This is a genomic window from Pseudomonas sp. GD03862, from assembly GCF_029840855.1.
Classification (GTDB): Bacteria; Pseudomonadota; Gammaproteobacteria; order Pseudomonadales; family Pseudomonadaceae; genus Aquipseudomonas; species Aquipseudomonas alloputida.
Window position 1 is genome coordinate 107012 of sequence record NZ_JAOCDI010000013.1, and the last position, 24615, is coordinate 131626.

21 protein-coding genes and 1 pseudogene are annotated in these 24615 nt (G+C 62.1%); 19 read left to right on the forward strand and 3 right to left on the reverse strand.

All coding sequences use genetic code 11. The features are described 5' to 3' along the window. Positions 1–54 precede the first annotated feature (54 nt). The 4 genes from N5D53_RS11390 (at position 55) to N5D53_RS11405 (ending at position 4934) form a co-directional block, all read left to right on the forward strand. Positions 55–1017: a FecR domain-containing protein gene (locus N5D53_RS11390; RefSeq protein ID WP_041166852.1), complete on the forward strand. Its 963-nt coding sequence runs from the start codon at positions 55–57 to the stop codon at positions 1015–1017. Between the two features lie 126 nt (positions 1018–1143). Further along, a complete protein-coding gene (locus tag N5D53_RS11395) occupies positions 1144–3732 on the forward strand; it encodes a TonB-dependent receptor (protein ID WP_190869659.1) in 2589 nt (862 codons plus the stop codon). Positions 3733–3872: 140 nt separating this feature from the next. Then, a complete protein-coding gene (locus N5D53_RS11400) occupies positions 3873–4466 on the forward strand; it encodes a biliverdin-producing heme oxygenase (protein WP_104960869.1) in 594 nt (197 codons plus the stop codon). 54 nt (positions 4467–4520) lie between these two features. Next, the gene (locus N5D53_RS11405) at positions 4521–4934 is read left to right on the forward strand and encodes a YbaN family protein (protein WP_190869660.1); all 414 of its coding nucleotides are present in this window, start codon (positions 4521–4523) and stop codon (positions 4932–4934) included. Here the strand turns inward: N5D53_RS11405 and arcD (N5D53_RS11410) are convergent. Continuing rightward, complete coding sequence (gene arcD, locus N5D53_RS11410; protein ID WP_003255067.1) at positions 4914–6341, reverse strand: arginine-ornithine antiporter; 1428 nt, start codon at positions 6339–6341, stop codon at positions 4914–4916. The genes N5D53_RS11405 and arcD (N5D53_RS11410) overlap by 21 nt on opposite strands. Before the next feature lie 436 nt (positions 6342–6777). On the opposite strand from arcD (N5D53_RS11410), the gene arcD (N5D53_RS11415) reads away from it, so the two are divergent. The 7 genes from arcD (N5D53_RS11415) (at position 6778) to gltS (ending at position 15073) form a co-directional block, all read left to right on the forward strand. Continuing rightward, positions 6778–8205: an arginine-ornithine antiporter gene (gene arcD, locus N5D53_RS11415; RefSeq protein ID WP_190869661.1), complete on the forward strand. Its 1428-nt coding sequence runs from the start codon at positions 6778–6780 to the stop codon at positions 8203–8205. 33 nt (positions 8206–8238) lie between these two features. Continuing rightward, positions 8239–9492 (forward strand): arginine deiminase, encoded by a 1254-nt coding sequence (arcA, locus tag N5D53_RS11420; protein ID WP_021781892.1) that lies wholly within the window; start codon positions 8239–8241, stop codon positions 9490–9492. A gap of 69 nt (positions 9493–9561) precedes the next feature. Further along, complete coding sequence (locus N5D53_RS11425; protein WP_010952185.1) at positions 9562–10572, forward strand: ornithine carbamoyltransferase; 1011 nt, start codon at positions 9562–9564, stop codon at positions 10570–10572. 164 nt (positions 10573–10736) lie between these two features. Next, positions 10737–11666 carry a carbamate kinase gene (gene arcC, locus N5D53_RS11430; RefSeq protein WP_129933262.1) on the forward strand — a complete coding sequence of 310 codons (930 nt, stop codon included), beginning with the start codon at positions 10737–10739 and terminating at the stop codon, positions 11664–11666. Positions 11667–11722: 56 nt separating this feature from the next. Beyond that, positions 11723–12091, forward strand: a complete 369-nt coding sequence (locus tag N5D53_RS11435; protein WP_049588478.1) for a DUF5064 family protein — start codon at positions 11723–11725, stop codon at positions 12089–12091. A 140-nt stretch (positions 12092–12231) separates the two neighbouring features. Further along, positions 12232–13740 carry a sigma-54-dependent transcriptional regulator gene (locus tag N5D53_RS11440; RefSeq protein WP_003255078.1) on the forward strand — a complete coding sequence of 503 codons (1509 nt, stop codon included), beginning with the start codon at positions 12232–12234 and terminating at the stop codon, positions 13738–13740. A gap of 127 nt (positions 13741–13867) precedes the next feature. Then, positions 13868–15073, forward strand: coding sequence for a sodium/glutamate symporter (gltS, locus tag N5D53_RS11445; RefSeq protein ID WP_129933259.1), 1206 nt, complete (start codon positions 13868–13870; stop codon positions 15071–15073). A 77-nt stretch (positions 15074–15150) separates the two neighbouring features. On the opposite strand, the gene N5D53_RS11450 is transcribed toward gltS, so the two are convergent. Beyond that, a complete protein-coding gene (locus tag N5D53_RS11450) occupies positions 15151–15792 on the reverse strand; it encodes a DUF1109 domain-containing protein (protein WP_104960866.1) in 642 nt (213 codons plus the stop codon). Then, the gene (locus N5D53_RS11455) at positions 15782–16366 is read right to left on the reverse strand and encodes a sigma-70 family RNA polymerase sigma factor (protein WP_003255081.1); all 585 of its coding nucleotides are present in this window, start codon (positions 16364–16366) and stop codon (positions 15782–15784) included. Before N5D53_RS11455 ends, N5D53_RS11450 begins: the two co-directional genes overlap by 11 nt. 223 nt (positions 16367–16589) lie before the next feature. Here N5D53_RS11455 and N5D53_RS11460 point away from each other — a divergent pair, with 223 nt between their 5' ends. From N5D53_RS11460 to gcvT, 8 genes and pseudogenes are all read left to right on the forward strand, one after another. Then, the gene (locus N5D53_RS11460; RefSeq protein WP_010952179.1) at positions 16590–16877 is read left to right on the forward strand and encodes a DUF2282 domain-containing protein; all 288 of its coding nucleotides are present in this window, start codon (positions 16590–16592) and stop codon (positions 16875–16877) included. A gap of 16 nt (positions 16878–16893) precedes the next feature. Then, positions 16894–17727: a DUF692 domain-containing protein gene (locus tag N5D53_RS11465; RefSeq protein ID WP_177413612.1), complete on the forward strand. Its 834-nt coding sequence runs from the start codon at positions 16894–16896 to the stop codon at positions 17725–17727. Beyond that, the gene (locus tag N5D53_RS11470; protein ID WP_266022619.1) at positions 17724–18497 is read left to right on the forward strand and encodes a DNA-binding domain-containing protein; all 774 of its coding nucleotides are present in this window, start codon (positions 17724–17726) and stop codon (positions 18495–18497) included. The genes N5D53_RS11465 and N5D53_RS11470 overlap by 4 nt, the downstream gene beginning before the upstream one ends. Next, positions 18490–18957: a DoxX family protein gene (locus tag N5D53_RS11475; protein WP_014589844.1), complete on the forward strand. Its 468-nt coding sequence runs from the start codon at positions 18490–18492 to the stop codon at positions 18955–18957. The genes N5D53_RS11470 and N5D53_RS11475 overlap by 8 nt, the downstream gene beginning before the upstream one ends. 303 nt (positions 18958–19260) lie before the next feature. Continuing rightward, positions 19261–19644, forward strand: a complete 384-nt coding sequence (gene gcvH / locus N5D53_RS11480; RefSeq protein ID WP_003255087.1) for a glycine cleavage system protein GcvH — start codon at positions 19261–19263, stop codon at positions 19642–19644. A gap of 11 nt (positions 19645–19655) precedes the next feature. After that, on the forward strand, positions 19656–22511 hold the full coding sequence (gcvP, locus tag N5D53_RS11485) for an aminomethyl-transferring glycine dehydrogenase (RefSeq protein WP_003255089.1): 2856 nt from the start codon (positions 19656–19658) through the stop codon (positions 22509–22511). A gap of 149 nt (positions 22512–22660) precedes the next feature. Continuing rightward, positions 22661–24037: an L-serine ammonia-lyase gene (locus tag N5D53_RS11490; RefSeq protein ID WP_190869662.1), complete on the forward strand. Its 1377-nt coding sequence runs from the start codon at positions 22661–22663 to the stop codon at positions 24035–24037. A gap of 27 nt (positions 24038–24064) precedes the next feature. After that, a pseudogene (gene gcvT / locus N5D53_RS11495) lies at positions 24065–24615 on the forward strand (glycine cleavage system aminomethyltransferase GcvT); the annotation flags it as partial.

The window sequence follows — 24615 nt, forward strand, 5'->3', positions numbered from 1 at the left end:
GCCACACCCCGCCTTAGCCCTGATCATTCGCAAAAAACCATTCAAGGATTCACCGTGACCGACAGCCCTGCCCCTCGCCCGTCACCTGCCAGGCCTGATGCCCGTGCTCGTGCCATGGACGAGGCGCTGGACTGGCTGGTGCGCCTGCAATGCGCAGATGCCGCAGACACCCAGGCCTTTGAAGCCTGGCTGAGCGCCGCGCCGGAAAACGCCGAGGCCTATGTCGAAGCCGAGGCGCTGTGGAACGGTACGCCGTTGCACAAGGTGGCCACGCACATGCACCAGCAGCAACGCCGCTCATGGCGCGGGCGCCTGCGCAGTCACTGGAAACCCCTGGCCACCGCAGCGCTGCTGCTGGTCGGGCTGTTCACCGTCGGTAACCTGCCCATGCGCCTGCAGGCCGACCACCTTACGGTGGTCGGCGAGCGCCAGCGCCTGCAACTGGAAGACGGCGCAAAAGTGCTGCTCAACACCAATTCGGCATTCGCCAGCGAACGCCAGGACGGCCGCCAGGTCGCCCGCCTGCTACAGGGCGAGGCTTACTTCCAGGTCCCCGAGGGCGCGCAGCTGCCGCTGGAGGTGGAAGCCGGGCCGTTGCGCGCACAGGTGCGCGACACCGACTTTGCCGTGCGCTACCTTGACGGCGAGGCCCAGGTACGGGTGCAACGCGGCGATGTCGACCTGCAGGGGGAGCGCGACCAGCGCATCCGCCTGAGTGCCGGCGACAGCATCAGCGTCGGCCCCCAGGGCTTTGGCCAGCGCCAGCGCCCCGACATGCACAAGGACCTGGCCTGGATCGACGGCCGCCTGGTGTTCGAGAACTGCCCGTTGAGCCAGGTGCTGGCCGAAGTGCAGCGCTACTACCCGGGCTGGATCATCAACCGCAATGCGCAGTTGGAGCACGTTGCCGTCACCGGTAACTACCGCCTCGACCAGCCACTGGAAACCCTGCGCGCACTGGCCCACATCACCTCGGCACAACTGCATGAGTACCCGGCGCTGGTCATCCTGAACTGACCCCTGAATTATTTTTACGCGATCGCACTCGCCCGCCCGTCTCGTTATAGCCAATGCAACTGATTCTTGTTTGAGAACGAGAACAGCCATCACCTATAACAGCCCGCGCGTCTGGGAGCGCTTCCGATGTCCACTGGTCCTACCCGCTCGTCCAACCTTCCCCGCCGTACAGGACAACTGTCCCTGTTGACCCTTGCCCTGCTCGCCAGCGGTGCCTGCAGCCTGCCGGCGCTGGCCGCCGAGCCGGCCCAGGCCAGCAGCCCGCGCATGGGCGACTACCGCTTCAGCATCGGCCAGCAGCCGCTGGTGTCGGCGATCAACGCCTTCAGCCAGGTCACCGGCTGGCAGGTCGGCTTCAGCGCCGAGCTGGCCGACGGCGTGGCTTCGCCAGGCGTACAGGGTTCGCTGCCGCCAGATGCTGCCCTCAAGCGCCTGTTGCGGGGTACCGGGCTGAGTTTTCGCAAGATCAGCAACGGCAATGTGGTACTGGAGCGCCAAACCGCAAGCAACGTGATCGCCCTGCAGCAGGTGACCGTCAGCGCCACCCGCAGCGCACAGGACGTCAGCCAGGTGCCGAGCACTGTCAGCGTGCAGACCCGTGAGCAACTGGACCGGCAGAACGTGAACAATATCCAGGATCTGGTGCGCTACGAGCCGGGGGTTTCGGTATCCGGAACCGGCCAGCGCAGCGGGCTGAACGGCTACAACATCCGTGGTATCGACGGCGAGCGGATCCTCACCCAAGTCGACGGCGTGTCGATCCCCGACAGCTTCTTCTACGGCCCCTACGCCCAGACCCAGCGCAACTATGTCGACCCGGAAATCGTCAAGCGTGTGGAAATCCTCCGCGGCCCGGCCTCGGTGTTGTATGGCAGCAACGCCATCGGCGGTGCGGTGAGCTACTTCACCCTCGATCCGGACGACATCATCAAGCCCGGTAAGGATGTGGGGGCACGCCTGAAAACCGGCTACAGCTCGGCCGACGAAAGCTGGCTGACCTCCGCCACCGTCGCCGGCCGCCAGGGTGACTTCGACGGCCTGCTGCACCTGAGCCAGCGCAACGGCCACGAGACCGAAACCCACGGCAGCCACAGTGGCGACGGCCTGTCGCGCACCGAAGCCAACCCGATGGATGCGCGCACCACCAACGTGCTGGCCAAGCTGGGCTGGAACTACGCCGACGACGCGCGCCTGGGGTTCACCTACGAGCGCTACAAGGATGACCGCGACCAGAACATCCTCAGCGCGGTGGGTGGGCCGTTCATTCCGGGCTTCGGTGGCATGAACTCGTACCGCATGCGCCAAGGCAACGACACGATCACCCGTGAACGCTTCGGCCTCAATCATGAATTCGACCTCGATAGCGTGGTCGCGGATCACGTCAAATGGAGCCTCAACTACCAGATCGCGAAGACCGACCAACGTACCGATGAGCTGTATGTCGCCTCGGGACGCCAAGTGTTTCGGGACCGGCAGACTACCTACAAGGATCGCCAGTGGGTATTCGACGCCCAATTGGACAAGGCCTTCAGCATTGGCCAAACCGACCACCTGTTTACCTACGGCACCACACTCAAACAGGAGAAAGTCACGGGTTCACGTAGCGGCACCGGCACTTGCCTGAACATCGGTGGTACCTGTACAGCCATCGGACAGGACAGCGCGCGTGACGGGCAGGCCTTGGTCAGCGACTTCCCGGACCCGACCGTGAATACCTACAGCCTGTTCGCGCAGGATGAAATCCGCTGGAACAACTGGACCTTCATGCCCGGCGCGCGCTACGACTACACCCGTATGGAGCCCAAATTCACCGAGGAATTCCTGCGCGGTCTGGAGTCCAGCGGTACAGCGCCTACCTCCCAGGACGATTCGGACAAGAAGTGGCACCGCGTCTCGCCCAAGTTCGGCCTGACCTACGCCTTCAACGACAATTACACCTGGTACGGCCAATATGCAGAGGGCTTCCGCACGCCGACCGCCAAAGCCATGTATGGCCGCTTCCAGAACCTGGACCAAGGCTACCGCGTGGAGGGCAACCCGAACCTTGAGCCTGAAAAGAGCAAAAGCTACGAAACCGGCCTGCGAGGCAACTTCGACGCCGGCAACTTCGACGTGGCAGTGTTCTACAACAAGTACCGTGATTTCATCGACGAAGATGCCGTGCAAAGCGCCAACCTGGAACAGACCTTCCAGGCCAACAACATCAAGCACGCCACCATCAAGGGTGCCGAATTCAAGGGCCGCCTGAACCTCGACCACTTCGGCGCACCGCAGGGTCTCTATACCCAAACCTCGATTGCCTACACCTATGGTCGTAACGATGACACCGGTCAACCGCTGAACAGTGTCAACCCGCTCAAGGGCGTATTCGGCCTGGGCTACGAGCAGCAGAACTACGGTGGCTTGCTGAGCTGGACGCTGGTCAAGCGCAAGACCCGTGTCGACGACAGCACCTTTTATTCGCCTGACGGTTCTACCTCGAAGTTCCGCACCCCGGGCTACGGTGTGCTGGACCTGACCGGCTACTACAAGGTCACCGACGACGTCACCATCAACGCCGGGCTGTACAACCTTACCGACAAGAAGTACTGGCAGTGGGATTCGGTGCGCAGCTACGACGGCCAGGGTGAGGCGGCTGTGACCCAGCCAGCCAACATCGACCGCCTGACCATGCCGGGGCGCAACTTCGGTATCAATGTGGTTTGGGATATCTGAGGCGTTACGTCTGTACCGGCCTCTTTGCGGGTAAACCCGCGAAGAGGCCGGTACTGGCAACACAAATACCGGCTTTTTTTACTGTCCCGCTCCCGCTGTTTCGTCTTGTATCTAGACGCCCTCTTTCCAAGGACTCCCCCATGACCGACCGCCCAGCCCTGCGCTCCCAGCGCCTGAACCAGATCACCCACGCCCCGCACGCCGAGCTGGATGCCCTGGTGAAATCCCACGCGCCTTTCGACAGCCGCGAAAGTTTCGCCCGCTTCGTCGTCGCACAGTACCTGTTCCAGTCCGAGCTGCAGGCCCTGTACAACGACCCTCAGCTGATCGCCATCGTCCCTGATCTGGCTGAGCGCTGCCGTGCCGAGCAGGCCCGCCTGGACCTCGCCGACCTCGACACCGAAATACCGGCCGCCGTACCGGGTGCCGTGGGCAAGCCGAGCCTGGGCGAGGCAATGGGCTGGATCTTCGTCTCCGAAGGCTCCAAACTGGGCGCTGCGTTTCTGATCAAGCGTGCCGTGGCCCTGGAACTGTCCGACAGCTTCGGCGCCCGTCACCTGGGGGAGCCCGCCGGTGGCCGTGCCGAAGGCTGGAAGCAGTTCACCCGCATCCTCGATGGCCTGGCGCTCTCGCCTGAAGAGGAAGCGGCTGCCGAACGCGGTGCAGTGGCTGCCTTCGAGCGCTTCACCCAGTTGCTCAAGCACGCCTACGCTGCGGATGCCGCGCTGGTCTGATACGCCGTAGCCGGCCACCCCTCCGGTGGCCGAACCGTTTTTTGCAGTGAGAACATGACCCTACCAGCCCGCTCGAAACTCGCCCGCCTGTTGTATGGAATCCTGGCTTACGTGAGCCTTGGGGTGGGTCTGGTCGCCATTGTGATTCCTGGCTTGCCGACCACCGAGTTCATCCTGCTGGCCGCCTGGGCCGCCACACGCAGTTCACCGCGGCTGTCGGCATGGCTGGAGAACCACCGGCTGTTCGGGCCAATTCTGCATAACTGGCGCAACGGCAAGGTGATCCAGCGCCGGGCCAAGGTCAGCGCAACCATCAGCATGCTGCTGTGCGCGGGCTTGATGCTGACCTTTCTGGAACACCACTGGCCAGTATTCCTGGCAATCGCCGGCATGACCCTGGGCAACCTGTGGATCTGGTCACGCCCGGAACACGTCTGCCCTGCCCCGTCACAAGCTCAGCAGCCCTGAATACAAGGCGTAGGCCGCCAGCGCGGCACCCACCAGCACGGCGGCGAAAATCAGCTTTTCCCAGGCCGTGAACAACGTCTGCCCCTGCTCATGCTTGGCCCTCGCGAACAAGATGACGCCGGGGGCGTACAGCAGCGCCGAAAGCAGCAGGTACTTGAGCCCGCCGGCATACAGCAGCCACACGGCATACAGCAGGGCAACCAGCGCCACCAGCAAGTCCTTGCGCCGCAACCTCGGCTGCCCGGCATAGGTTTCTGCGCGCATCGCCAGCAGCACGGCATACGCCGCAGACCACAGGTAGGGCACCAGGATCATTGACGAGGCCAGGTAGATCAGACTGGTGTACGTACCGGCGGAGAACAGCGTAATCAGCAGGAAACCCTGAATCATGCAGTTGGTCAGCCACAGGGCGTTAGCCGGCACATGGTTGGCGTTTTCCTTGGCCAGAAAGCGCGGCATGGTCTTGTCCCGCGCCGTGGCGTAAAGGATTTCGGCACACAGCAGCGCCCATGAAAGCAAGGCGCCAAGCAGCGAGACCGCCAGGCCGAGGCTGATCAGCAAGGCGCCCCAGGGGCCGACGATATGCTCCAGCACCGAGGCCAGCGAGGGGTTCTGCAGCCCGGCCAGTTCCGGTTGGGTCATGATGCCCAGCGACAACACGTTGACCAGCACCAGCAGCGCCAGCACACCCAGAAAACCGATGACCGTGGCCTTCCCAACGTCTGACCGACGCTGGGCGCGCCCGGAATACACACTGGCGCCCTCGATGCCGATGAACACGAACACGGTCACCAGCATCATGTTGCGCACCTGCTCCAGCACGCTGCCGAATTGTGGGTTGCTCAAGCCCCAGATATCCCGGGTGAAGATATCGGCGCGGAAGGCAAATGCCGCGATCACCACGAAAATCAGCAAAGGCACCACTTTGGCGACGGTGGTGACCTGGTTGATGAAGGCCGCCTCCTTGATGCCGCGCAGTACCAGGAAGTGCACCGACCACAGCAGCAGCGAGGCACATCCGATGGCGATGGGCGTGTTGCCTTCGCCGAACACCGGGAAGTAGAAGCCCAGGGTACTGAACAGCAGCACGAAGTAGCCGACGTTGCCCAGCCAGGCGCTGATCCAGTAGCCCCAGGCCGAGGAAAAGCCCATGTACTCGCCAAAGCCGGCCTTGGCGTAGGCATATACCCCTGAGTCCAGTTCCGGCTTGCGGTTGGCCAGGGTCTGGAACACGAAGGCCAGGGCCAACATGCCGACCGCGGTGATCCCCCAGCCGATCAGCACTGCGCCCACATCAGCACGCGCGGCCATGTTCTGCGGCAGCGAGAAGATACCGCCGCCAATCATCGACCCGACCACCAGCGCGATCAGCGCGCCCAGGCGCAGCTTCTGTCCCGGTTCGCTCATGAGCCTCCCTTTCTTCGAGCCCTGTCATGCATTTGAAACAGCCTTGCGGGCTATATGAATATCGTTACTTATACTAAAGCTGTGCGTTCAACCTATATCACTCATAACTGCTTTGTCTATGTGCCTGCTCTCTCAAAACTAGCAGCAGTCCGGCAACTAGAAAAGAAACGGATAAAACTCGAAATTCTTGTGGAAAATTTGCGAAAGCGGCAAAAGCAGCTAGTTTCAAGCATCGCAGGCTGAACAGAGCGTTTGCTCTAGAAGGACATGGAGGTGCCAGCACACAAGGCCTGCAGCTCAAGCTGTCGGCACTCTCCAGGAGCACCCGTGAAGGAAATTTCCTACCTTCACGTCGCCTTAAACTGACGCAAGTCAGGTCAAGGCAAAGGCGTCGGATCTATTCTGTCGTCAACTTTCTCCTGGCAGGAGTTGTTAAATGTCTGATTCATCCGGAAAACTAAAGCTCGGCGCGTTAGTTGCACTTGTCGTCGGCTCGATGATTGGCGGCGGTATCTTCTCGCTGCCACAAAACATGGCCGCCAGCGCAGGGGTTGGGGCCGTGCTGATCGGCTGGGCGATCACCGCAGTCGGCATGCTGACCCTGGCCTTCGTGTTCCAGACCCTGGCCAACCGCAAGCCTGATCTGGATGGCGGGGTGTATGCCTACGCCAAGGCTGGTTTCGGCGACTACATGGGCTTTTCCTCGGCCTGGGGCTACTGGATCAGTGCCTGGCTGGGCAACGTCGGCTACTTTGTGCTGCTGTTCAGCACCCTGGGTTACTTCTTCCCGATCTTCGGTGAAGGCAACACCCCAGCCGCCATCATTGGCGCGTCGATCCTGTTGTGGGCGGTGCACTTCCTGGTACTACGCGGCATCAAGGAAGCCGCCTTCATCAACTTGGTCACCACTGTGGCCAAAGTGGTGCCGCTGGTGCTGTTCGCCCTGATCTGCCTGTTCGCCTTCAGGCTCGACATCTTCACCGCCGATATCTGGGCCACGGGCACGCCAGAGCTTGGGAGTGTCATGAACCAGGTGCGCAACATGATGCTGGTCACCGTGTGGGTGTTCATCGGCATCGAGGGCGCGAGCATCTTCTCGGCGCGGGCGGAAAAACGCACCGACGTGGGCAAGGCAACGGTGATCGGCTTCGTGACCGTGCTGCTGTTCCTGGTGTTGGTCAACGTGCTGTCGCTGGGCATCATGACTCAACCGGAACTGGCCAAGCTGCAGAACCCGTCGATGGCTGCCGTGCTGGAGCATGTGGTCGGCCACTGGGGGGCGGTGCTGATCAGCGTCGGCCTGGTCATCTCGCTGCTCGGGGCGCTGCTGTCGTGGGTGCTGCTGTGCGCCGAGATCATGTTCGCCGCAGCCAAGGACCACACCATGCCGGAGTTCCTGCGCCGCGAGAACGCCAAACAGGTACCGGCCAACGCCCTGTGGCTGACCAACGCCATGGTGCAGATCTTCCTGGTCATCACGCTGTTCTCAAGCAGCACCTACCTGTCTCTGATCTACCTCGCCACCTCGATGATCCTGGTGCCCTACCTGTGGTCGGCAGCCTATGCGTTCCTGCTGGCACTGCGCAGCGAAACCTACGAACAAGCCCTGGCCGAACGCAAGAAGGACCTGATCATCGGTGGCATCGCCCTGTTGTACGCCATCTGGCTGCTGTACGCCGGCGGCGTGAAATACCTGCTGCTCTCTGCCCTGCTCTACGCACCTGGCGCCATCCTGTTCGCCAAGGCCAAGCGTGAGGTGGGCAAACCGGTCTTCACCAACGTGGAAAAACTGATCTTCGCAGCCGTGGTCATTGGCGCCCTGGTGGCAGCCTATGGCCTGTATGACGGCTTCCTGACCCTTTGACCCACGTCTTCGATCAATTGGAGGAATGAAACCATGTCCGCTGAAAAACAGAAGTACGGTGTCCACTCCGAAGCCGGCAAACTGCGCAAAGTGATGGTTTGCGCCCCGGGCCTGGCGCACAAGCGCCTGACGCCGAGCAACTGTGACGAACTGCTGTTCGACGACGTGATCTGGGTCGACCAGGCCAAGCGTGACCATTTCGACTTCGTCACCAAGATGCGCGAGCGTGGCGTGGATGTGCTGGAGATGCACAACCTGCTGACCGATATCGTGCAGAACAAAGAGGCGCTCAAGTGGATCCTCGACCGCAAGATCACCCCTGACACCGTCGGCGTAGGCCTGACCAACGAAGTACGCAGCTGGCTCGAAGGGCTGGAGCCACGCCATCTGGCCGAATTCCTGATCGGCGGCGTGGCGGGCCAGGACCTGCCGCAGAGCGAAGGCGCCGAAGTCGTGAAGATGTACAACGACTACCTGGGCCACTCCAGCTTCATCCTGCCACCACTGCCCAACACCCAGTTCACGCGCGACACCACCTGCTGGATCTACGGCGGCGTGACGTTGAACCCGATGTACTGGCCGGCGCGTCGCCAGGAAACCCTGTTGACCACCGCCATCTACAAGTTCCACAAGGAGTTCACCGAGGCCGACTTCCAGGTGTGGTATGGCGACCCGGACAAGGACCATGGCAATGCCACGCTCGAAGGCGGTGATGTGATGCCGATCGGCAATGGCATCGTGCTCATCGGCATGGGTGAGCGCACCTCGCGCCAGGCCATCGGCCAGCTCGCGCAAAACCTGTTCGCCAAGGGCGCCGTCAAGGAAGTGATCGTCGCCGGCCTGCCAAAGTCCCGCGCCGCCATGCACCTGGACACTGTCTTCAGCTTCTGCGATCGCGACCTGGTCACGGTCTTCCCGGAAGTGGTGAAAGAGATTGTGCCATTCATCATCCGCCCGGACGAAAGCAAGCCTTACGGAATGGATGTACGCCGCATCAACAAGTCGTTCATCGAGGTGGTGGGCGAGCAACTGGGCGTGCAGCTGCGCGTGGTCGAGACCGGCGGCAACAGCTTCGCCGCCGAGCGCGAACAGTGGGATGACGGTAACAACGTGGTGGCCATCGAGCCGGGCGTGGTCATTGGCTACGACCGCAACACCTACACCAACACCCTGCTGCGCAAGGCTGGCATCGAGGTCATCACCATCAGCGCCGGCGAACTGGGCCGGGGCCGTGGCGGCGGCCACTGCATGACCTGCCCTATCGTGCGCGACCCGATCGACTACTAACGACCATTACGCCCGGCCGCACCCATGAAGTGGCGGCCGGGACATCACCGAACTCAAGGAGAAACTGTCATGGCGTTCAACATTCACAACCGCAACTTGCTCAGCCTGGAACACCACACCACCCGCGAGTTGCGCTACCTGCTGGACCTGTCCCGCGACCTCAAGCGCGCCAAGTACACGGGCACCGAGCAGCAGCACCTGAAGGGCAACAACATCGCCCTGATCTTCGAAAAAACCTCCACCCGTACCCGTTGTGCCTTCGAAGTCGCAGCCTATGACCAAGGCGCCAACGTCACCTACATCGACCCCAACTCCTCGCAGATCGGCCACAAGGAAAGCATGAAGGACACCGCCCGTGTGCTCGGGCGCATGTATGACGCCATCGAGTACCGTGGCTTCAAGCAGGAAATCGTCGAAGAGCTGGCCAAGTTCGCCGGCGTACCGGTGTTCAACGGCCTGACCGACGAATACCACCCGACCCAGATGATCGCCGACGTGCTGACCATGCGTGAGCACAGCGACAAGCCGCTGCACGACATCAGCTACGCCTACCTGGGCGATGCCCGCAACAACATGGGCAACTCGCTGCTGCTGATCGGCGCCAAGCTGGGCATGGATGTGCGCATCGCCGCGCCCAAGGCACTGTGGCCACACGACGACCTGGTCGAGCGCTGCAAGCAGTACGCTGAAGAAAGCGGCGCACGCATTACCCTCACCGAAGACCCGAAAGCCGCGGTCAAAGGTGTCGACTTTGTCCATACCGACGTGTGGGTATCGATGGGCGAGCCGATCGAAGCCTGGGGTGAGCGCATCAAACAGCTCAAGCCTTATCAGGTGAATGCCGAACTGATGAAGTCCACCGGTAACCCACGGACCAAGTTCATGCACTGCCTGCCGGCATTCCACAACTCCGAAACCAAGGTAGGCAAGCAGATCGCCGAACAATACCCGGACCTGGCCAACGGCATCGAAGTGACCGATGACGTGTTCGAGTCGCCAGCGTGCATCGCCTTCGAGCAGGCGGAAAACCGCATGCACACGATCAAGGCGATCCTGGTATCGACCCTGGCTGATCTATAGGTAGCCCGCAGTCCCTGTGGGAGCGGGCGTGCCCGCGAAGGCGTCAGCCGCATCATTGATGATGTCAGGTCTGGCCTCTTCGCGGGCATGCCCGCTCCCACAGCGAACTCCGCAGCCTCCGTGCAGCGACAGTCCATTCATTCTTTCGCTAAAGGACATTCCACATGCGTATCGTTGTTGCATTGGGCGGCAACGCCCTGCTTCGTCGCGGCGAGCCCATGACCGCTGACAACCAGCGCGCCAATATCCGCACCGCCACCGAACAGATCGCCAAGATTCACCCTGGCAACGAGCTGGTCATCGCCCACGGCAACGGCCCGCAAGTGGGTCTGCTGTCGCTTCAGGCCCTGTCGTACAAGCCAGACGAGGCCTACCCGCTGGACGTGCTGGGTGCCGAGACCGAGGGCATGATCGGTTACATGATCGAACAGGAACTGGGCAACCTGCTGGCCTTCGAGGTGCCATTCGCCACCTTGCTCACCCAAGTAGAAGTGGACGCCAATGACCCGGCCTTCAGGGATCCGACCAAGTTCATCGGCCCGGTCTACAGCAAGGAAGAGGCCGAGCGCCTGGCCAAGGAAAAGGGCTGGGTGGTCAAGGCCGACGGCGACAAGTACCGCCGCGTGGTAGCCAGCCCGAAACCCAAGCGCATCTTCGAAATTCGCCCGATCAAGTGGCTGCTGGAGAAAAGCAGCATCGTGATTTGCGCAGGCGGTGGCGGCATCCCCACCATGTACGATGAAAACGGCAAGCTCAAAGGCATCGAGGCGGTGATCGACAAAGACCTGTGCTCGGCGCTGCTGGCCGAGCAATTGGAAGCCGACCTTCTGATTATCGCCACCGACGTCGATGCAGCCTACATTGACTGGGGCAAACCGACGCAGAAGGCCATCGCCCAGGCCCACCCGGACGCGCTGGAAACGCTGGGGTTTGCCGCCGGCTCCATGGGGCCGAAGGTGCAGGCCGCCTGCGACTTTGCCCGCAACACCGGCAAGGTGGCGGTGATCAGTTCGCTGGAGAACATCGAAGACATCGTCAAAGGCAAAGCCGGCACTCGGGTTTCCACCGAGAAGCCGGGGATCAGCTACCGTTGAATGCAGTCGGCGGGCTTACGCGGCCCGCCATTTTCGACCTTCCAAAGGAGATAGCCATGGCCCAGTATCACTCCGGTCATGTACACATCGAGCGCACTGCGCTGAACAACGCCGACCACAGCTATGACCTGAACATCGAGTACGAGGCCGTGGCGGACCCCAAGGAAGGCAGAGGTATTCAGTTCCACATGCATGGCAGCATCGAAGGCAAGCCGGTGGAAGAAAAGTTCTTCCTGGCCAAGGACCAGGTCTTGCCCAGCTTCCTCATGCTACTGACCCGCAAGGCGCAGTCATATCTGGCGCCGCCGAAGAAATTCGAGACCCTGAGCTCGCCGCACAAGCTCTATGACCATATGTTCGCGGACATTCGCGAAAAGCTCGATGTGAAATCGGGCGACCCGATCAAACCTGAACATCTGGAGTGACCCTTTTCGCGAGCAAGCCCGCCCCCACAGCAGCAAGCCTGTGGGAGCGGGCGCGCCCGCGAATGCGCCACCGCCAACCTTGGGCCTGACACCCGTCTCAGGGCATACTGGCGGCCTCCATTGCCAACTGTTCGAACCCCATGCGCATCCACGTCAGCTTCATCGACCGCGTCGGCATCACCCAGGAAGTCCTCGCCCTGCTCGGTGCCCGCAACCTCAACCTGGACGCCGTGGAGATGGTCCCGCCGAACGTCTACATCGACGCCCCCACCCTCAGCCCCGCCGTACTTGAAGAACTGCACGACGCGCTGTTCGAAGTACACGGCGTGCAATCGGTGGACGTGGTCGACATCCTCCCCGGCCAGCGCCGCCACCTGCAGCTCGATGCCCTGCTGGCCGCCATGAGCGACCCGGTGCTGGCGGTGGACAGCGCAGGCCTGGTGCTGTTGGCCAACCCGGCGCTGATCGAACTGTGCGGCCGCGAATCTGCCGGCCGCTCGGTGGGTGAGCTGTTTGGCGACCCCGCGCTGCTGCAGGCGCTGCTGGACAACAACTTCCACCTGCCCATGCGCGAAATGCAGCTGAACGGCCATAGCCTGCTGCTGGACGCCATGCCGATTACCAACGCCGGTGGCCTGCTGACGCTGTACCCACCTTCGCGTATGGGCGAACGCCTGTCGGCCCTGCACCACGACCACGCCGAAGGCTTCGATGCCTTGCTGGGCGAGTCGCCGGCCATCCGCACCCTCAAGGCCCGCGCCTTACGCGTGGCTGCGCTCGATGCACCGCTGCTGGTGCATGGCGAGACCGGCACCGGCAAAGAACTGGTAGCCCGCGCCTGCCATGCCGTCAGCAGCCGCCACGCGGCCCCGTTCCTGGCCCTGAACTGCGCCGCGCTGCCCGAGAGCCTGGCCGAAAGCGAGCTGTTCGGCTACGCGCCCGGGGCCTTTACCGGCGCGCAACGAGGTGGCAAGCCTGGGCTGATGGAACTGGCCAACCAGGGCACCGTGTTCCTCGATGAAATTGGTGAAATGTCGCCCTACCTGCAGGCCAAGCTGCTGCGTTTTCTCAGCGATGGCAGCTTCCGCCGGGTGGGTGGCGACCGTGAAGTGAAGGTGGATGTGCGCATCATCAGCGCCACCCACCGCGATCTGGAGCGCATGGTCGCCGAAGGCAGCTTCCGCGAAGACCTGTTCTACCGTCTGAACGTGCTTAACCTGGAGGTACCGCCGCTTCGCGACCGTGGCCAGGACATCCTGATGCTGGCGCACTTCTTCATGCAGCAGGCGTGCACGCAAATCCAGCGCCCAGCCTGTCGGCTGACCCCCTCCACCCATTCGGCACTGCTGGCCAACCCTTGGCCGGGCAATGTGCGCCAGTTGCAGAACGTGATCTTCCGCGCCGCGGCTATCTGCGAGGGCAACCTGGTGGATATCGGCGACCTGGATATCGCCGGCACCTCGGTGGCACGCGGGCAAGACGGCGAAGTGGCCAGCCTGGAACAGGCTGTAGGTGATTTCGAGCGCGAACTGTTACAGCGTTTATACGCCAGCTACCCGTCAACACGGCAACTGGCCGGGCGCTTGCAAACTTCGCACACAGCTATCGCGCAGAGGCTGCGTAAATATGGAATACCCGGGAAACCATAACGACTGTGGTCAAAACCCATAATTGAATCGGACTTTTCCTAGCCGCTCAGCCACATTTGACTGGAGTGCTCCCCGTAGAATGGCGACATTGTAATTTTGCTTGTCACCCTGAACGAAGAGTACCCTGATGTTCGAACTCGATTTTTACGGGACACTTGTAGCCGCCTCTTTGGTACTGCTACTGGGACGCGGCTTGGTCGCACGCATTGGTTTCCTGCGCGCATACAATATCCCGGAGCCTGTTGCAGGCGGCCTGGTCGTTGCCTTGTCACTCCTGGCATTGCGCAGTTTCGATGTACACGTCCAATTTGATACCTCGTTGCAAACACCGTTGATGCTGGCATTCTTCGCTACCATCGGCTTGAGTGCAGACTTCGCAAGCCTGAAGAAGGGTGGACGGGTGGTCGCAGTATTCCTTCTGGTGGTGACGGGTTTGCTTATGGTTCAGAACGCCATGGGCATCGGCCTGGCAACAGCATTGGGGCTCGACCCGCTGATGGGCCTGCTGGCCGGATCGATCAGCTTGTCGGGTGGCCACGGCACAGGCGCTGCCTGGGGCGCGACTTTCACTGAGCGGTTCGGCCTGGCTTCGGCTTCGGAACTGGCAATGGCCTCTGCCACTTTCGGCCTGGTGTTGGGCGGTTTGATTGGTGGCCCAGTCGCCCGGTTGCTGATCAAACGGGTCGAAACGCCTGGGGTGCAAGAAGAAGCACCGCAATTACCCAAAGGCTTTGAACAACCGGACAAAGAGCGCTTGATCACCTCGTTTTCATTTATAGAAACCTTGGCACTTATTGCTGTCAGCTTACTGACCGGTACCTTACTTAATGGCTTGTTGAAAGGCACAGCATTCGAACTGCCGACATTTGTTTGCGTACTCTTCGTCGGCGTACTGTTGCGCAATGGGCTTCGGGCTTTAGGTGTTTACAAAGTATTCGAACGGGAAGTGTCGGTACTGGGCAATGTGAGTTTGTCCCTGTTCCTGGCCATTGCCTTGATGTCGCTCAAGTTGTGGGACCTGGCAGCCCTGGCATTACCCTTCTTTACCTTGTTGGCCGCACAGACACTGGTCATGGCGCTGTTCGCAATCTTCGTGACGTTCAAGATAATGGGGCGCAACTACGATGCAGCAGTCCTCGCCGCCGGCCACTGTGGCTTCGGCCTGGGTGCTACACCGACAGCCATCGCCAACATGCAAGCGGTGACACAACGCTATGGTGCCTCGCACCTCGCCTTCCTGGTGGTTCCGATGGTGGGGGCGTTCTTCATCGACATCATCAATGTCATCGTGATCAAGCTGTACCTGGCATTGCCCTGGTTTGTTGCGGGTTAAGCGAGGTCACGAACCTGTGAAGCCAGGGCAAGCTATCAAAACGTCGTTCTGAGTTGCGTGGGGCCTGCCGGTACAGCCTACCAACGCAGCATGCGGGGGCCCCACCAGGCACCGAGTACCGTCGGCACGAGCATGCCGAGGACATACCACACACCCCAGAACGGCACGCCCATTTCCGGGCAATGCAGGCAGTAGGCCACCGTTGCGCTCGAACCCGCCAGCAGGCCACCGGCAGCACCTGCCAGCCGCAACCGGGTGGGCGCCAGGCCTTTCAGCGCCCAGAACACGGTGACAAAGGCCGGCACCGACAGCAACGCGATATTCAGTGCGCAGGTACGCCATGTGCGCCCGAACAACAGGTCGGCGCGCGCCTCCACAGGCGCCCCGGCGATACTCACCGCCGCCCCGCACCAGACCAGCAGCAGTGGCAAGCCAAGCATCTTCCAGCCTGCAGCGCCCTTCCCTCCTGGCCTGGCCAAGCGGCTCGTCAACCACAGCCCGATCAACGCCAAGCTGGTTGGAAAGGCGACTTTGCCCCAGAATAACGGGGTTTGTGCGACCTCTGTGATATCACTGCGTACACCGTAAAGGGTAATAGTCAGCAGCAGTGCTGCGGTCAGCCCGCCCAGCACAGCCACTGCCATCCGCCTGCCAACGGCGTGGCGCGGCACTGGCCCTTCGCCTGCGGCCAGCAAGGCAATCAAATCGTCAGTCTTCATGGTTGTTGGCTCCTCCAATCAGCCTGGATAGCGCTTTCAGACCTCGATGTATCCCAACCTTTACCGCTGAACTGGAAAGCCCGGTAAGTTGTGCCGTCTCTTCGACAGACAACCCCTCCAGCTTGACATGAACAATCGGCAGTCGTTGCCGCTCTGGCAGCTGTTTGAGCAGCTTGGTCAGGTCTCGGCTGGCCTCGGCTGATTCAACCTCCGAGACGGCAAACAGTTGCGCATCATCGTCCAGCACATCATGCCGGGCGTCGCGACGTGAAACACTTCGCAGATGATCCGCCAGCTTGTAACGGGCGATCGCCTGCACCCAGGCAGTCAAAGGCTGCTGCGGCTGGTAAGTGTGGCGCGCGTTATGCACCGCCAGCAGCACATCCTGCACCATGTCCTCTATCTCGGCCGGGCGCCTGCTCAGACGGCTGCGCAGAAACGCACGTACATGCAGCGCAAGCGTGCCAAGAAAATCCTGATAGGCCAGCTGGTCGCCTGTCAGCCCCCGAAGCAACAGTGCTTTCAACCGGGCCTCGCGAGCCTCGAGCTCATCCTGTGAGTTAGTTCGCTGCATGGGTCGCCTGGGTTACACCCTGAATACAATTGACTTGATTCATCCGCTCCCGCCGTGTGGCACGCAGGTGCTGCAAATATGCCATGCCCTTGGCTTCAACATCAGGTCGTGAAGACTCGCCCTGAAAAAATTTCTTCCAAGGCTGTAACCCGTTTTACGCAAGGCACGAATTACTCCATGAGCCGCCGGTATAAACCACGGCCACACTCTCAGGAGATTGACCATGAAAACCCTCGCCCTCACCACCGCAGCACTCGCGCTTGCCACGCTTGCAGGCGCCGCCATGGCGGCCGACAGCACGCAACCCGCAGGCAATGGCGCTGCCATGGAAAAATGCTACGGCGTCGCCATGGCAGGAAAGAACGATTGCAAGGCCGGCGCCGGCACCAGCTGCGCTGGCAGTGCGAAGAAGGACTACGACGGCATGCACTGGAAAAACGTCCCCGCCGGCACCTGCACATCGATCAAGACACCCGCCGGCATGGGCTCGCTGACACCTATCAAGTCTTGATCAGGGGAAACCGACCATGAACACAGACGCACGAATGGGCGCCGGAGTCAGCCTGAAGGCCGAGCACTACGACCAGGCGCTGGCGTGCAATCTCGAAGGGCTCTGGTTTGAAGTTCACCCGGAGAACTACATGGTCGGTGGCCCTCGCCTTGCCTGGCTGAACCGAATCGCAGAGCGGCACCCGGTCTCATTGCATGGTGTGGCACTTTCGCTTGCGGCTGACGCGGCCCCCGATCAGGACCATCTGCAGCGTCTGCGCGCACTGTGCGATCAGACCGAACCGGTACTGGTATCAGAGCACCTGGCCTGGTCAACCTGGCAGGGGCACTACCATCCAGACCTGCTGCCATTTCCGCGCAGCAACGAAGCCCTGCAGCGCATCGCTGAAAACATCCAGCGATGCCAGGAGGTTTTGGGCCGGCGGATATCCATCGAAAACCCCAGTCATTACTTGCAGCTGCAGGGCCATGACTGGGACGAGATCGACTTTCTTGGCGAACTGACACGTCGCACCGGTTGTGGTCTGTTGCTGGACATCAACAACGTCTACGTGAGCGCTCACAATCTGGGGTTCTCGGCAACTGCCTACCTGGACCGCTTTCCAGCGCAAGCCATCACAGAAGTTCATCTGGCCGGGCACAGCAACGATGACCAAGGCAGCCTGTTGATCGACTCTCATGATGCGCAGGTGGCCGAGCCTGTATGGGCGCTGTACCGCAAACTGGTTTCCCGTGTCGGCCCGCGCCCGACCCTCATTGAACGTGACGACAAGCTTCCCCCGTTCACCGAACTGCTTGCTGAACGGTCCATTGCACAGTCGATCATGACTTGCCCAGGTGTATTACCATGAACCTTTCCCTTGGTCAGTTCCAGCAAGCGTTCATCGAGGCGCTCTATTCCCGTCCCGCTCCCCAGCTTGCGGGCGTGACCGAACAAGCGGCGTTCGCGGTTTATCGCAACACGGTGTTGGCCGGCTGCGTGGATGCGCTGCGCGCAAACTTTCCGAGCGTGTGCACACTCGTCGGGCGCACCTGGATGGATGAGACCGCGGCAATCTATGCGCGGCAATTCCCCCCCAGCGATCCCCGGTTGATCTGCTACGGCGCGACCTTCCCGGATTTCCTCGAAGACATTCAGTCACAGCACGCTGTGCCGTATCTGGCGGAAGTCGCCCGCCTGGACCTGCGTTGGACAGAAGCCTTCAGTGCGCCGTACGAAACGTGCCTGAACCTTGTCGAACTGGCAGGCATGACCCCCAGCGATCTTGATCACGGTTGCTTGCACCCCCGTGCCAGTGCTCGCTGGTACTGGTGCGAGGCGCACCCTGTGTACACCCTGTGGCGCTGCGCCCGCCAGCAGGTTGCCTGGCCCGATGACCAACCATGGGTGGGCGAAGGGGTGCTGTTTGTCGGCACCGCTGATGGCGTATGCCACCAGCCACTGGGAAAAGGTGGCCATGCGTTTCTCAAGGCCTGTGCTGCCGGACAGTCGCTGATGCAGGCCTCGGACCTGGCGCGACACGCTGAAACCGACCTGGATTTCACCGAGATGCTCGGGCGCCTGATGACGGCCCAGGCGTTTCGCTCACTCGCCTTCACAGGAGTACACCACCATGGCTAGTGCCGATTTCACACCTCCGGCCAGCAGCCTGCGGCGCGCCTGGAACCACGTTGCACAGAGCCTCGAGCGCCGTTTGAGCGATGACCTGTTGTGCCTGGTCGCCCGGTTCGGGATCGCCTCGATATTCTTTCTTTCCGGACGCACCAAAGTGGAGGGTTTCCTCACCCTTACACCCGGCACCTATGAGCTGTTCCGCACCGAATACGCGCTGCCGCTACTCTCGCCCTGGCTTGCAGCGCACCTGGCCGCCTACGCTGAGCACTTGTTCCCGCTATTGCTGGTGCTCGGGCTGATGACCCGGCTATCGGCGCTGGCACTGCTGGGCATGACGTTGGTGATCGAAGTGTTCGTCTACCCCGATGCGTGGCCCACCCACCTGACCTGGGCAGGGCTCTTGCTGCTCCTGGTTGCCCGAGGCGCCGGCGCGTTTTCGCTGGATCATCTGCTGAAAGTGAGATGACCGAAGGCCATTGGCACCTCGCCAGTCCAGGCACCACATGTATCGTTTTCGCTACGTCGTAGCGAAAACGATACACACCCTCCTCGCCGTCGGTGCACAAGGGTTTGATGCTCAAACCCTTTTCCTCTCAGAGGCACCTGTAACGATATCATTCCACACGATAAATACGGCTTCTCCGTAAATTTACGTAATCTATTGATAAATAAGAAGTTTTATAGGTTGGCCGCATTATTGCTAAGGGAATCCTACCCTAAGAGCGCGGCGCCACCGCGCCCCCAACGCCCTGCTTCCCGAGGATTCCCCATGAGCGAGTTGCGTTTCACTGAAGATCACGAATGGCTGCGCGTCGAAGCCGATGGCAGCGTCACCGTGGGCATCACCGCCTACGCCCAGAATGCCCTTGGCGACGTGGTTTTCGTGCAACTGCCAGAGTTGCAGCAGTATGAGAAAGGCAGCGAAGCGTCCACCGTCGAATCGGTCAAGGCCGCCAGCGGCGTGTACATGCCACTGACGGGTGAAGTGGTCGAGGTCAACGGCCAGCTCGAAGACAGCCCTGAACTGGTCAACGAAGACCCGATGGGCGAAGGCTGGTTCTTCCGCTTCATCCCTGCCGATGCAGAAGCCGTAACCGCTCTGCTCGACCAGGACGCCTACGACCGCCTGCTCAAAGCCAACGACGACGCCTGAGGAATCCCGCCATGACCATCAACCTCGGCACCGCCAACGAATTCATCGCCCGTCACATAGGCCCGCGCGCCGCTGACGAACAGGCCATGCTCACTGCACTGGGCTTCGACTCGCTGGACGCCATGACCGCTGCGGTCATCCCCGACAGCATCAAAGGTACCAGCGTGCTTGGCTCGCACGACGGCCAGAGCGAGGCCGACGCGCTCGCTGCGCTCAAGGCCATCGCTGGCAAGAACCAGCTGTTCAAAAGCTACATCGGCCAGGGCTACTACAACACCCACACTCCGGCACCGATCCTGCGCAACCTGCTGGAAAACCCGGCCTGGTACACCGCCTACACCCCGTATCAGCCAGAAATTTCCCAAGGCCGCCTGGAAGCGCTGCTGAACTTCCAGACCCTGATCAGCGACCTCACCGGCCTGCCGATCGCCAACGCCTCCTTGCTCGACGAAGCCACTGCTGCGGCCGAGGCCATGACCTTCTGCAAGCGCCTGTCGAAGAACAAGTCCAGCCATGCCTTCTTCGCCTCCGTGCACTGCCACCCGCAAACCCTCGACGTGCTGCGCACCCGTGCCGAGCCGCTGGGTATCGAGGTTGTGGTTGGCGACGAGCGCGAGCTGGGCGATGTCAGCGCCTTCTTCGGCGCCCTGCTGCAATACCCTGCCAGCAACGGTGAAGTGTTCGACTACCGCGAGGTCGTGCAGCGCTTCCACGCGGCCAACGCCCTGGTCGCCGTAGCGGCAGACCTGCTGGCCCTGACCCTGCTGACCCCACCGGGCGAATTCGACGCCGACGTGGCCATCGGCAGCGCCCAGCGCTTCGGCGTGCCACTGGGCTTCGGTGGCCCGCACGCGGCTTACTTCGCCACCCGCGACGCGTTCAAGCGCGACATGCCTGGCCGCCTGGTCGGCGTGTCGATCGACCGCTTCGGCAAAACCGCCCTGCGCCTGGCCATGCAGACCCGCGAGCAGCACATCCGCCGCGAAAAGGCCACCAGCAACATCTGCACCGCCCAGGTGCTGCTGGCCAACATCGCCAGCATGTTCGCCGTGTACCACGGCCCTGCCGGCCTCAAGCGCATTGCCGAGCGCACCCACGCCCTGACCGCGATCCTCGCCGCCGGCCTGAAGGCGCTGGGCGTACAAGTGGTGGGCGCCAGCGCCTTCGATACCCTGACCCTGGCCACCGGCACTGCCACCGCCAGCCTGCATGACAAGGCACGCGCCCAGGGCATCAACCTGCGCCAGATCGATGCCGCCCATGTGGGCCTGTCTCTGGACGAAACCAGCACTCAGGCTGACGTCGAGTCGCTGTGGCAGCTGTTGGGTGGCGAGCAGGCACAGCCTGATTTCACCGCACTGGCCGCCAGCACCGGTTCCCTGCTGCCTGCCGCCCTGCTGCGCCAGTCGGCCATCCTCGAACACCCGGTGTTCAACCGCTACCACAGCGAAACCGAGCTGATGCGCTACCTGCGCCGCCTGGCCGACAAGGACCTGGCGCTGGACCGCAGCATGATCCCGCTGGGCTCGTGCACCATGAAGCTGAACGCCGCCAGCGAAATGATCCCGGTCACCTGGGCCGAGTTCGGCAACCTGCACCCGTTCGCCCCGGCCGAGCAGAGCCAGGGCTACCTGCAGATGACCACCGAACTGGAGGCCATGCTGTGCGCGGCCACTGGCTATGATGCCGTGTCGCTGCAGCCCAACGCCGGCTCGCAGGGCGAATACGCCGGGCTGTTGGCGATCCGCGCCTACCACCGCAGCCGTGGTGAAGGCCATCGCGATATCTGCCTGATTCCGTCGTCGGCCCATGGCACCAACCCGGCCACCGCACACATGGCTGGCATGCGTGTCGTGGTTACCGCCTGTGACGCCCGTGGCAACGTCGATGTCGAGGACCTGCGCGCCAAAGCCATCGAGCACCGCGAGCGCCTGGCTGCAATCATGATCACCTACCCGTCGACCCACGGCGTGTTCGAGGAAGCGATCGGCGAAATCTGCGCGATCATCCACGACAACGGTGGCCAGGTGTACATCGATGGCGCCAACATGAACGCCATGGTCGGACTGTGCGCGCCAGGCAAGTTCGGCGGCGACGTTTCCCACCTGAACCTGCACAAGACCTTCTGCATCCCGCACGGTGGTGGTGGCCCGGGTGTTGGCCCGATTGGCGTCAAGTCGCACCTGGCGCCGTTCCTGCCAGGCCATGCACAGCTGGAAAACACCCAGGGCGCGGTATGCGCTGCGCCGTTCGGTAGCGCCAGCATCCTGCCAATCACATGGATGTATATCCGCATGATGGGCGGTGCCGGCCTCAAACGTGCCTCGCAAATGGCAATCCTCAACGCCAACTACATCGCCCGCCGCCTGGAAGAGCACTATCCTGTTCTGTATACCGGCGGTAACGGCCTGGTGGCTCACGAATGCATTCTCGACCTGCGCCCACTGAAGGACACCAGCGGCATCAGTGTCGACGACGTGGCCAAACGGTTGATCGACTTCGGCTTCCACGCCCCGACCATGTCTTTCCCGGTGGCTGGCACGCTGATGATCGAACCGACCGAAAGCGAGTCCAAAGAAGAACTGGACCGCTTCTGCAACGCAATGATCCAGATCCGCGAAGAAATCCGCGCGGTGGAGGACGGTAGCCTGGACAAGGACGACAACCCGCTGAAAAACGCACCGCACACTGCGGCTGAGCTGGTTGGCGAATGGACCCATGGCTACAGCCGCGAGCAGGCGGTATACCCCCTGGCGAGCCTGGTGGAAGGCAAGTACTGGCCGCCGGTCGGCCGGGTCGACAACGTGTTCGGCGACCGCAACCTGGTGTGCGCCTGCCCGTCGATCGAGAGCTATCAGGACGCCTGATAGCCCTCCCCGCCACCTGGCTTGGGTGGCGGGTTCTGTGTAGGAGCGGGTTTACCCGCGAATGCGATGGTGGCTATACCGCCGCATTCGCGGGTAAACCCGCTCCTACAGGGCTCAATGTCCACCCAACAACCTGGCAGGAGGTCCACATGTCACTGAGCGTCTTCGACCTGTTCAAGATCGGCATCGGCCCCTCCAGCTCCCACACGGTCGGCCCGATGCGCGCCGCTGCGCGGTTTGCCGAAGGGCTGCGCCGTGACGGCCTGCTGGCCCGCACCGCCAGCATCAAAGCCGAGCTGTATGGCTCACTGGGCGCCACAGGCAAAGGCCACGGCAGTGACAAAGCCGTGCTGCTGGGCCTTGAAGGCGAACACCCGGACATTATCGACACCGACAGCATTCCCGCCCGCCTGCAGGTCATCCGCGACAGCGGACGCATCAACCTGCTGGGCGAACACAGCATTGCGTTCATCGAAAAGCAGCACCTGGCGATGATCCGCAAGCCGTTGGACTACCACCCCAACGGCATGATATTTCGCGCCTTCGACGACGCAGGCCTGCAAATCCGAAGCCGCGAGTATTACTCGGTAGGCGGTGGTTTCGTGGTCGACGAGGACGCTGCCGGCCATGACCGCATCGTCGAAGACACCACGGTGCTGGCCTATCCGTTCAAGACCGCCAAGGCGCTCCTCGGCCACTGCACCGCGCATGACCTGTCGGTGAGCCAGGTCATGCTGGCCAACGAGACCGCCTGGCGCCCAGAAGCAGAAACCCGAGCCGGGCTGCTGCGCATCTGGCAGGTGATGCAAGATTGCGTCGCGGCAGGTTGCCAGCATGAGGGCATATTACCGGGAGGGCTCAAGGTCAAACGCCGCGCGCCGGCCCTGTACCGCCAACTGAGCGGCCACCCGGAAGCCAGCCTGCGTGATGCCCTGTCAGTGCTCGACTGGGTCAACCTCTATGCCTTGGCGGTGAACGAGGAAAACGCCTACGGCGGTCGTGTGGTCACCGCCCCTACCAATGGTGCAGCGGGCATCGTCCCGGCAGTCCTTCACTACTACATGCGCTTCGTCCCCGGTGCCAGCGAGGACGGGGTGGTGCGCTTTCTGCTCACCGCCGCAGCCATCGGCATCCTGTACAAGGAGAACGCCTCCATCTCCGGCGCCGAAGTGGGCTGCCAGGGCGAGGTCGGCGTCGCCTGCTCGATGGCCGCCGGGGCGCTGTGCGAAGTGATGGGCGGCAGCGTGCAGCAGGTGGAGAACGCCGCCGAAATAGGCATGGAACACAACCTGGGCCTGACCTGCGACCCGATCGGCGGCCTCGTACAGGTGCCCTGTATCGAGCGCAATGCCATGGGCTCGGTGAAGGCCATCAACGCGGTACGCATGGCCCTGCGCGGCGACGGGCAGCACTACGTGTCGCTGGACAAGGTCATCCGCACCATGCGCCAGACCGGCGCCGACATGAAAAGCAAATACAAAGAGACCGCCCGTGGCGGCCTGGCCGTCAACATCATCGAATGTTGACCCAACAATGACAGCAAGGAGTCATCGATGTCCGAAACACTGCTCAAGACCCCACTGCATGCCTTGCACCTGGAACTGGGTGCACGCATGGTGCCGTTCGCCGGCTACGACATGCCGGTGCAGTACCCGCTGGGCGTGCTCAAGGAACACCTGCACACCCGCGAGCAGGCCGGCCTGTTCGACGTCTCGCACATGGGCCAGATCGTTCTGCGTGGCGCTGACGCCGCCAAGGCGCTGGAAAGCCTGGTACCGGTGGACATCATCGACCTGCCGGTGGGCATGCAGCGCTATGCCATGTTCACCAATGAGCAAGGCGGCATTCTCGACGACCTGATGGTTGCCAACCTGGGCGAGGACACCCTGTTCCTGGTCGTCAACGCCGCCTGCAAGGAGCAGGACCTGGCTCACCTGCAAACCCACATCGGCAGACGTTGCGAGGTGCAGCCGCTGTTCGAGGAGCGTGCCCTGCTCGCCCTGCAAGGCCCGGCTGCAGTCAAGGTGCTGGAACGCCTGGCTCCAGAAGTGGCCGGCATGACCTTCATGCAGTTCCGCCGAGTAAAACTGCTGGGTGTGGACTG

Coding starts and splice junctions, on each gene's coding strand:
- N5D53_RS11395 (WP_190869659.1), top strand. CDS start 1,144: ATGTCCACTGGTCCTACCCGCTCGTCCAACCTTCCCCGCCGTACAGGA.
- N5D53_RS11400 (WP_104960869.1), top strand. CDS start 3,873: ATGACCGACCGCCCAGCCCTGCGCTCCCAGCGCCTGAACCAGATCACC.
- N5D53_RS11405 (WP_190869660.1), top strand. CDS start 4,521: ATGACCCTACCAGCCCGCTCGAAACTCGCCCGCCTGTTGTATGGAATC.
- arcD (WP_003255067.1), bottom strand. CDS start 6,341: ATGAGCGAACCGGGACAGAAGCTGCGCCTGGGCGCGCTGATCGCGCTG.
- arcD (WP_190869661.1), top strand. CDS start 6,778: ATGTCTGATTCATCCGGAAAACTAAAGCTCGGCGCGTTAGTTGCACTT.
- arcA (WP_021781892.1), top strand. CDS start 8,239: ATGTCCGCTGAAAAACAGAAGTACGGTGTCCACTCCGAAGCCGGCAAA.
- N5D53_RS11425 (WP_010952185.1), top strand. CDS start 9,562: ATGGCGTTCAACATTCACAACCGCAACTTGCTCAGCCTGGAACACCAC.
- arcC (WP_129933262.1), top strand. CDS start 10,737: ATGCGTATCGTTGTTGCATTGGGCGGCAACGCCCTGCTTCGTCGCGGC.
- N5D53_RS11435 (WP_049588478.1), top strand. CDS start 11,723: ATGGCCCAGTATCACTCCGGTCATGTACACATCGAGCGCACTGCGCTG.
- N5D53_RS11440 (WP_003255078.1), top strand. CDS start 12,232: ATGCGCATCCACGTCAGCTTCATCGACCGCGTCGGCATCACCCAGGAA.
- gltS (WP_129933259.1), top strand. CDS start 13,868: ATGTTCGAACTCGATTTTTACGGGACACTTGTAGCCGCCTCTTTGGTA.
- N5D53_RS11450 (WP_104960866.1), bottom strand. CDS start 15,792: ATGAAGACTGACGATTTGATTGCCTTGCTGGCCGCAGGCGAAGGGCCA.
- N5D53_RS11455 (WP_003255081.1), bottom strand. CDS start 16,366: ATGCAGCGAACTAACTCACAGGATGAGCTCGAGGCTCGCGAGGCCCGG.
- N5D53_RS11460 (WP_010952179.1), top strand. CDS start 16,590: ATGAAAACCCTCGCCCTCACCACCGCAGCACTCGCGCTTGCCACGCTT.
- N5D53_RS11465 (WP_177413612.1), top strand. CDS start 16,894: ATGAACACAGACGCACGAATGGGCGCCGGAGTCAGCCTGAAGGCCGAG.
- N5D53_RS11470 (WP_266022619.1), top strand. CDS start 17,724: ATGAACCTTTCCCTTGGTCAGTTCCAGCAAGCGTTCATCGAGGCGCTC.
- N5D53_RS11475 (WP_014589844.1), top strand. CDS start 18,490: ATGGCTAGTGCCGATTTCACACCTCCGGCCAGCAGCCTGCGGCGCGCC.
- gcvH (WP_003255087.1), top strand. CDS start 19,261: ATGAGCGAGTTGCGTTTCACTGAAGATCACGAATGGCTGCGCGTCGAA.
- gcvP (WP_003255089.1), top strand. CDS start 19,656: ATGACCATCAACCTCGGCACCGCCAACGAATTCATCGCCCGTCACATA.
- N5D53_RS11490 (WP_190869662.1), top strand. CDS start 22,661: ATGTCACTGAGCGTCTTCGACCTGTTCAAGATCGGCATCGGCCCCTCC.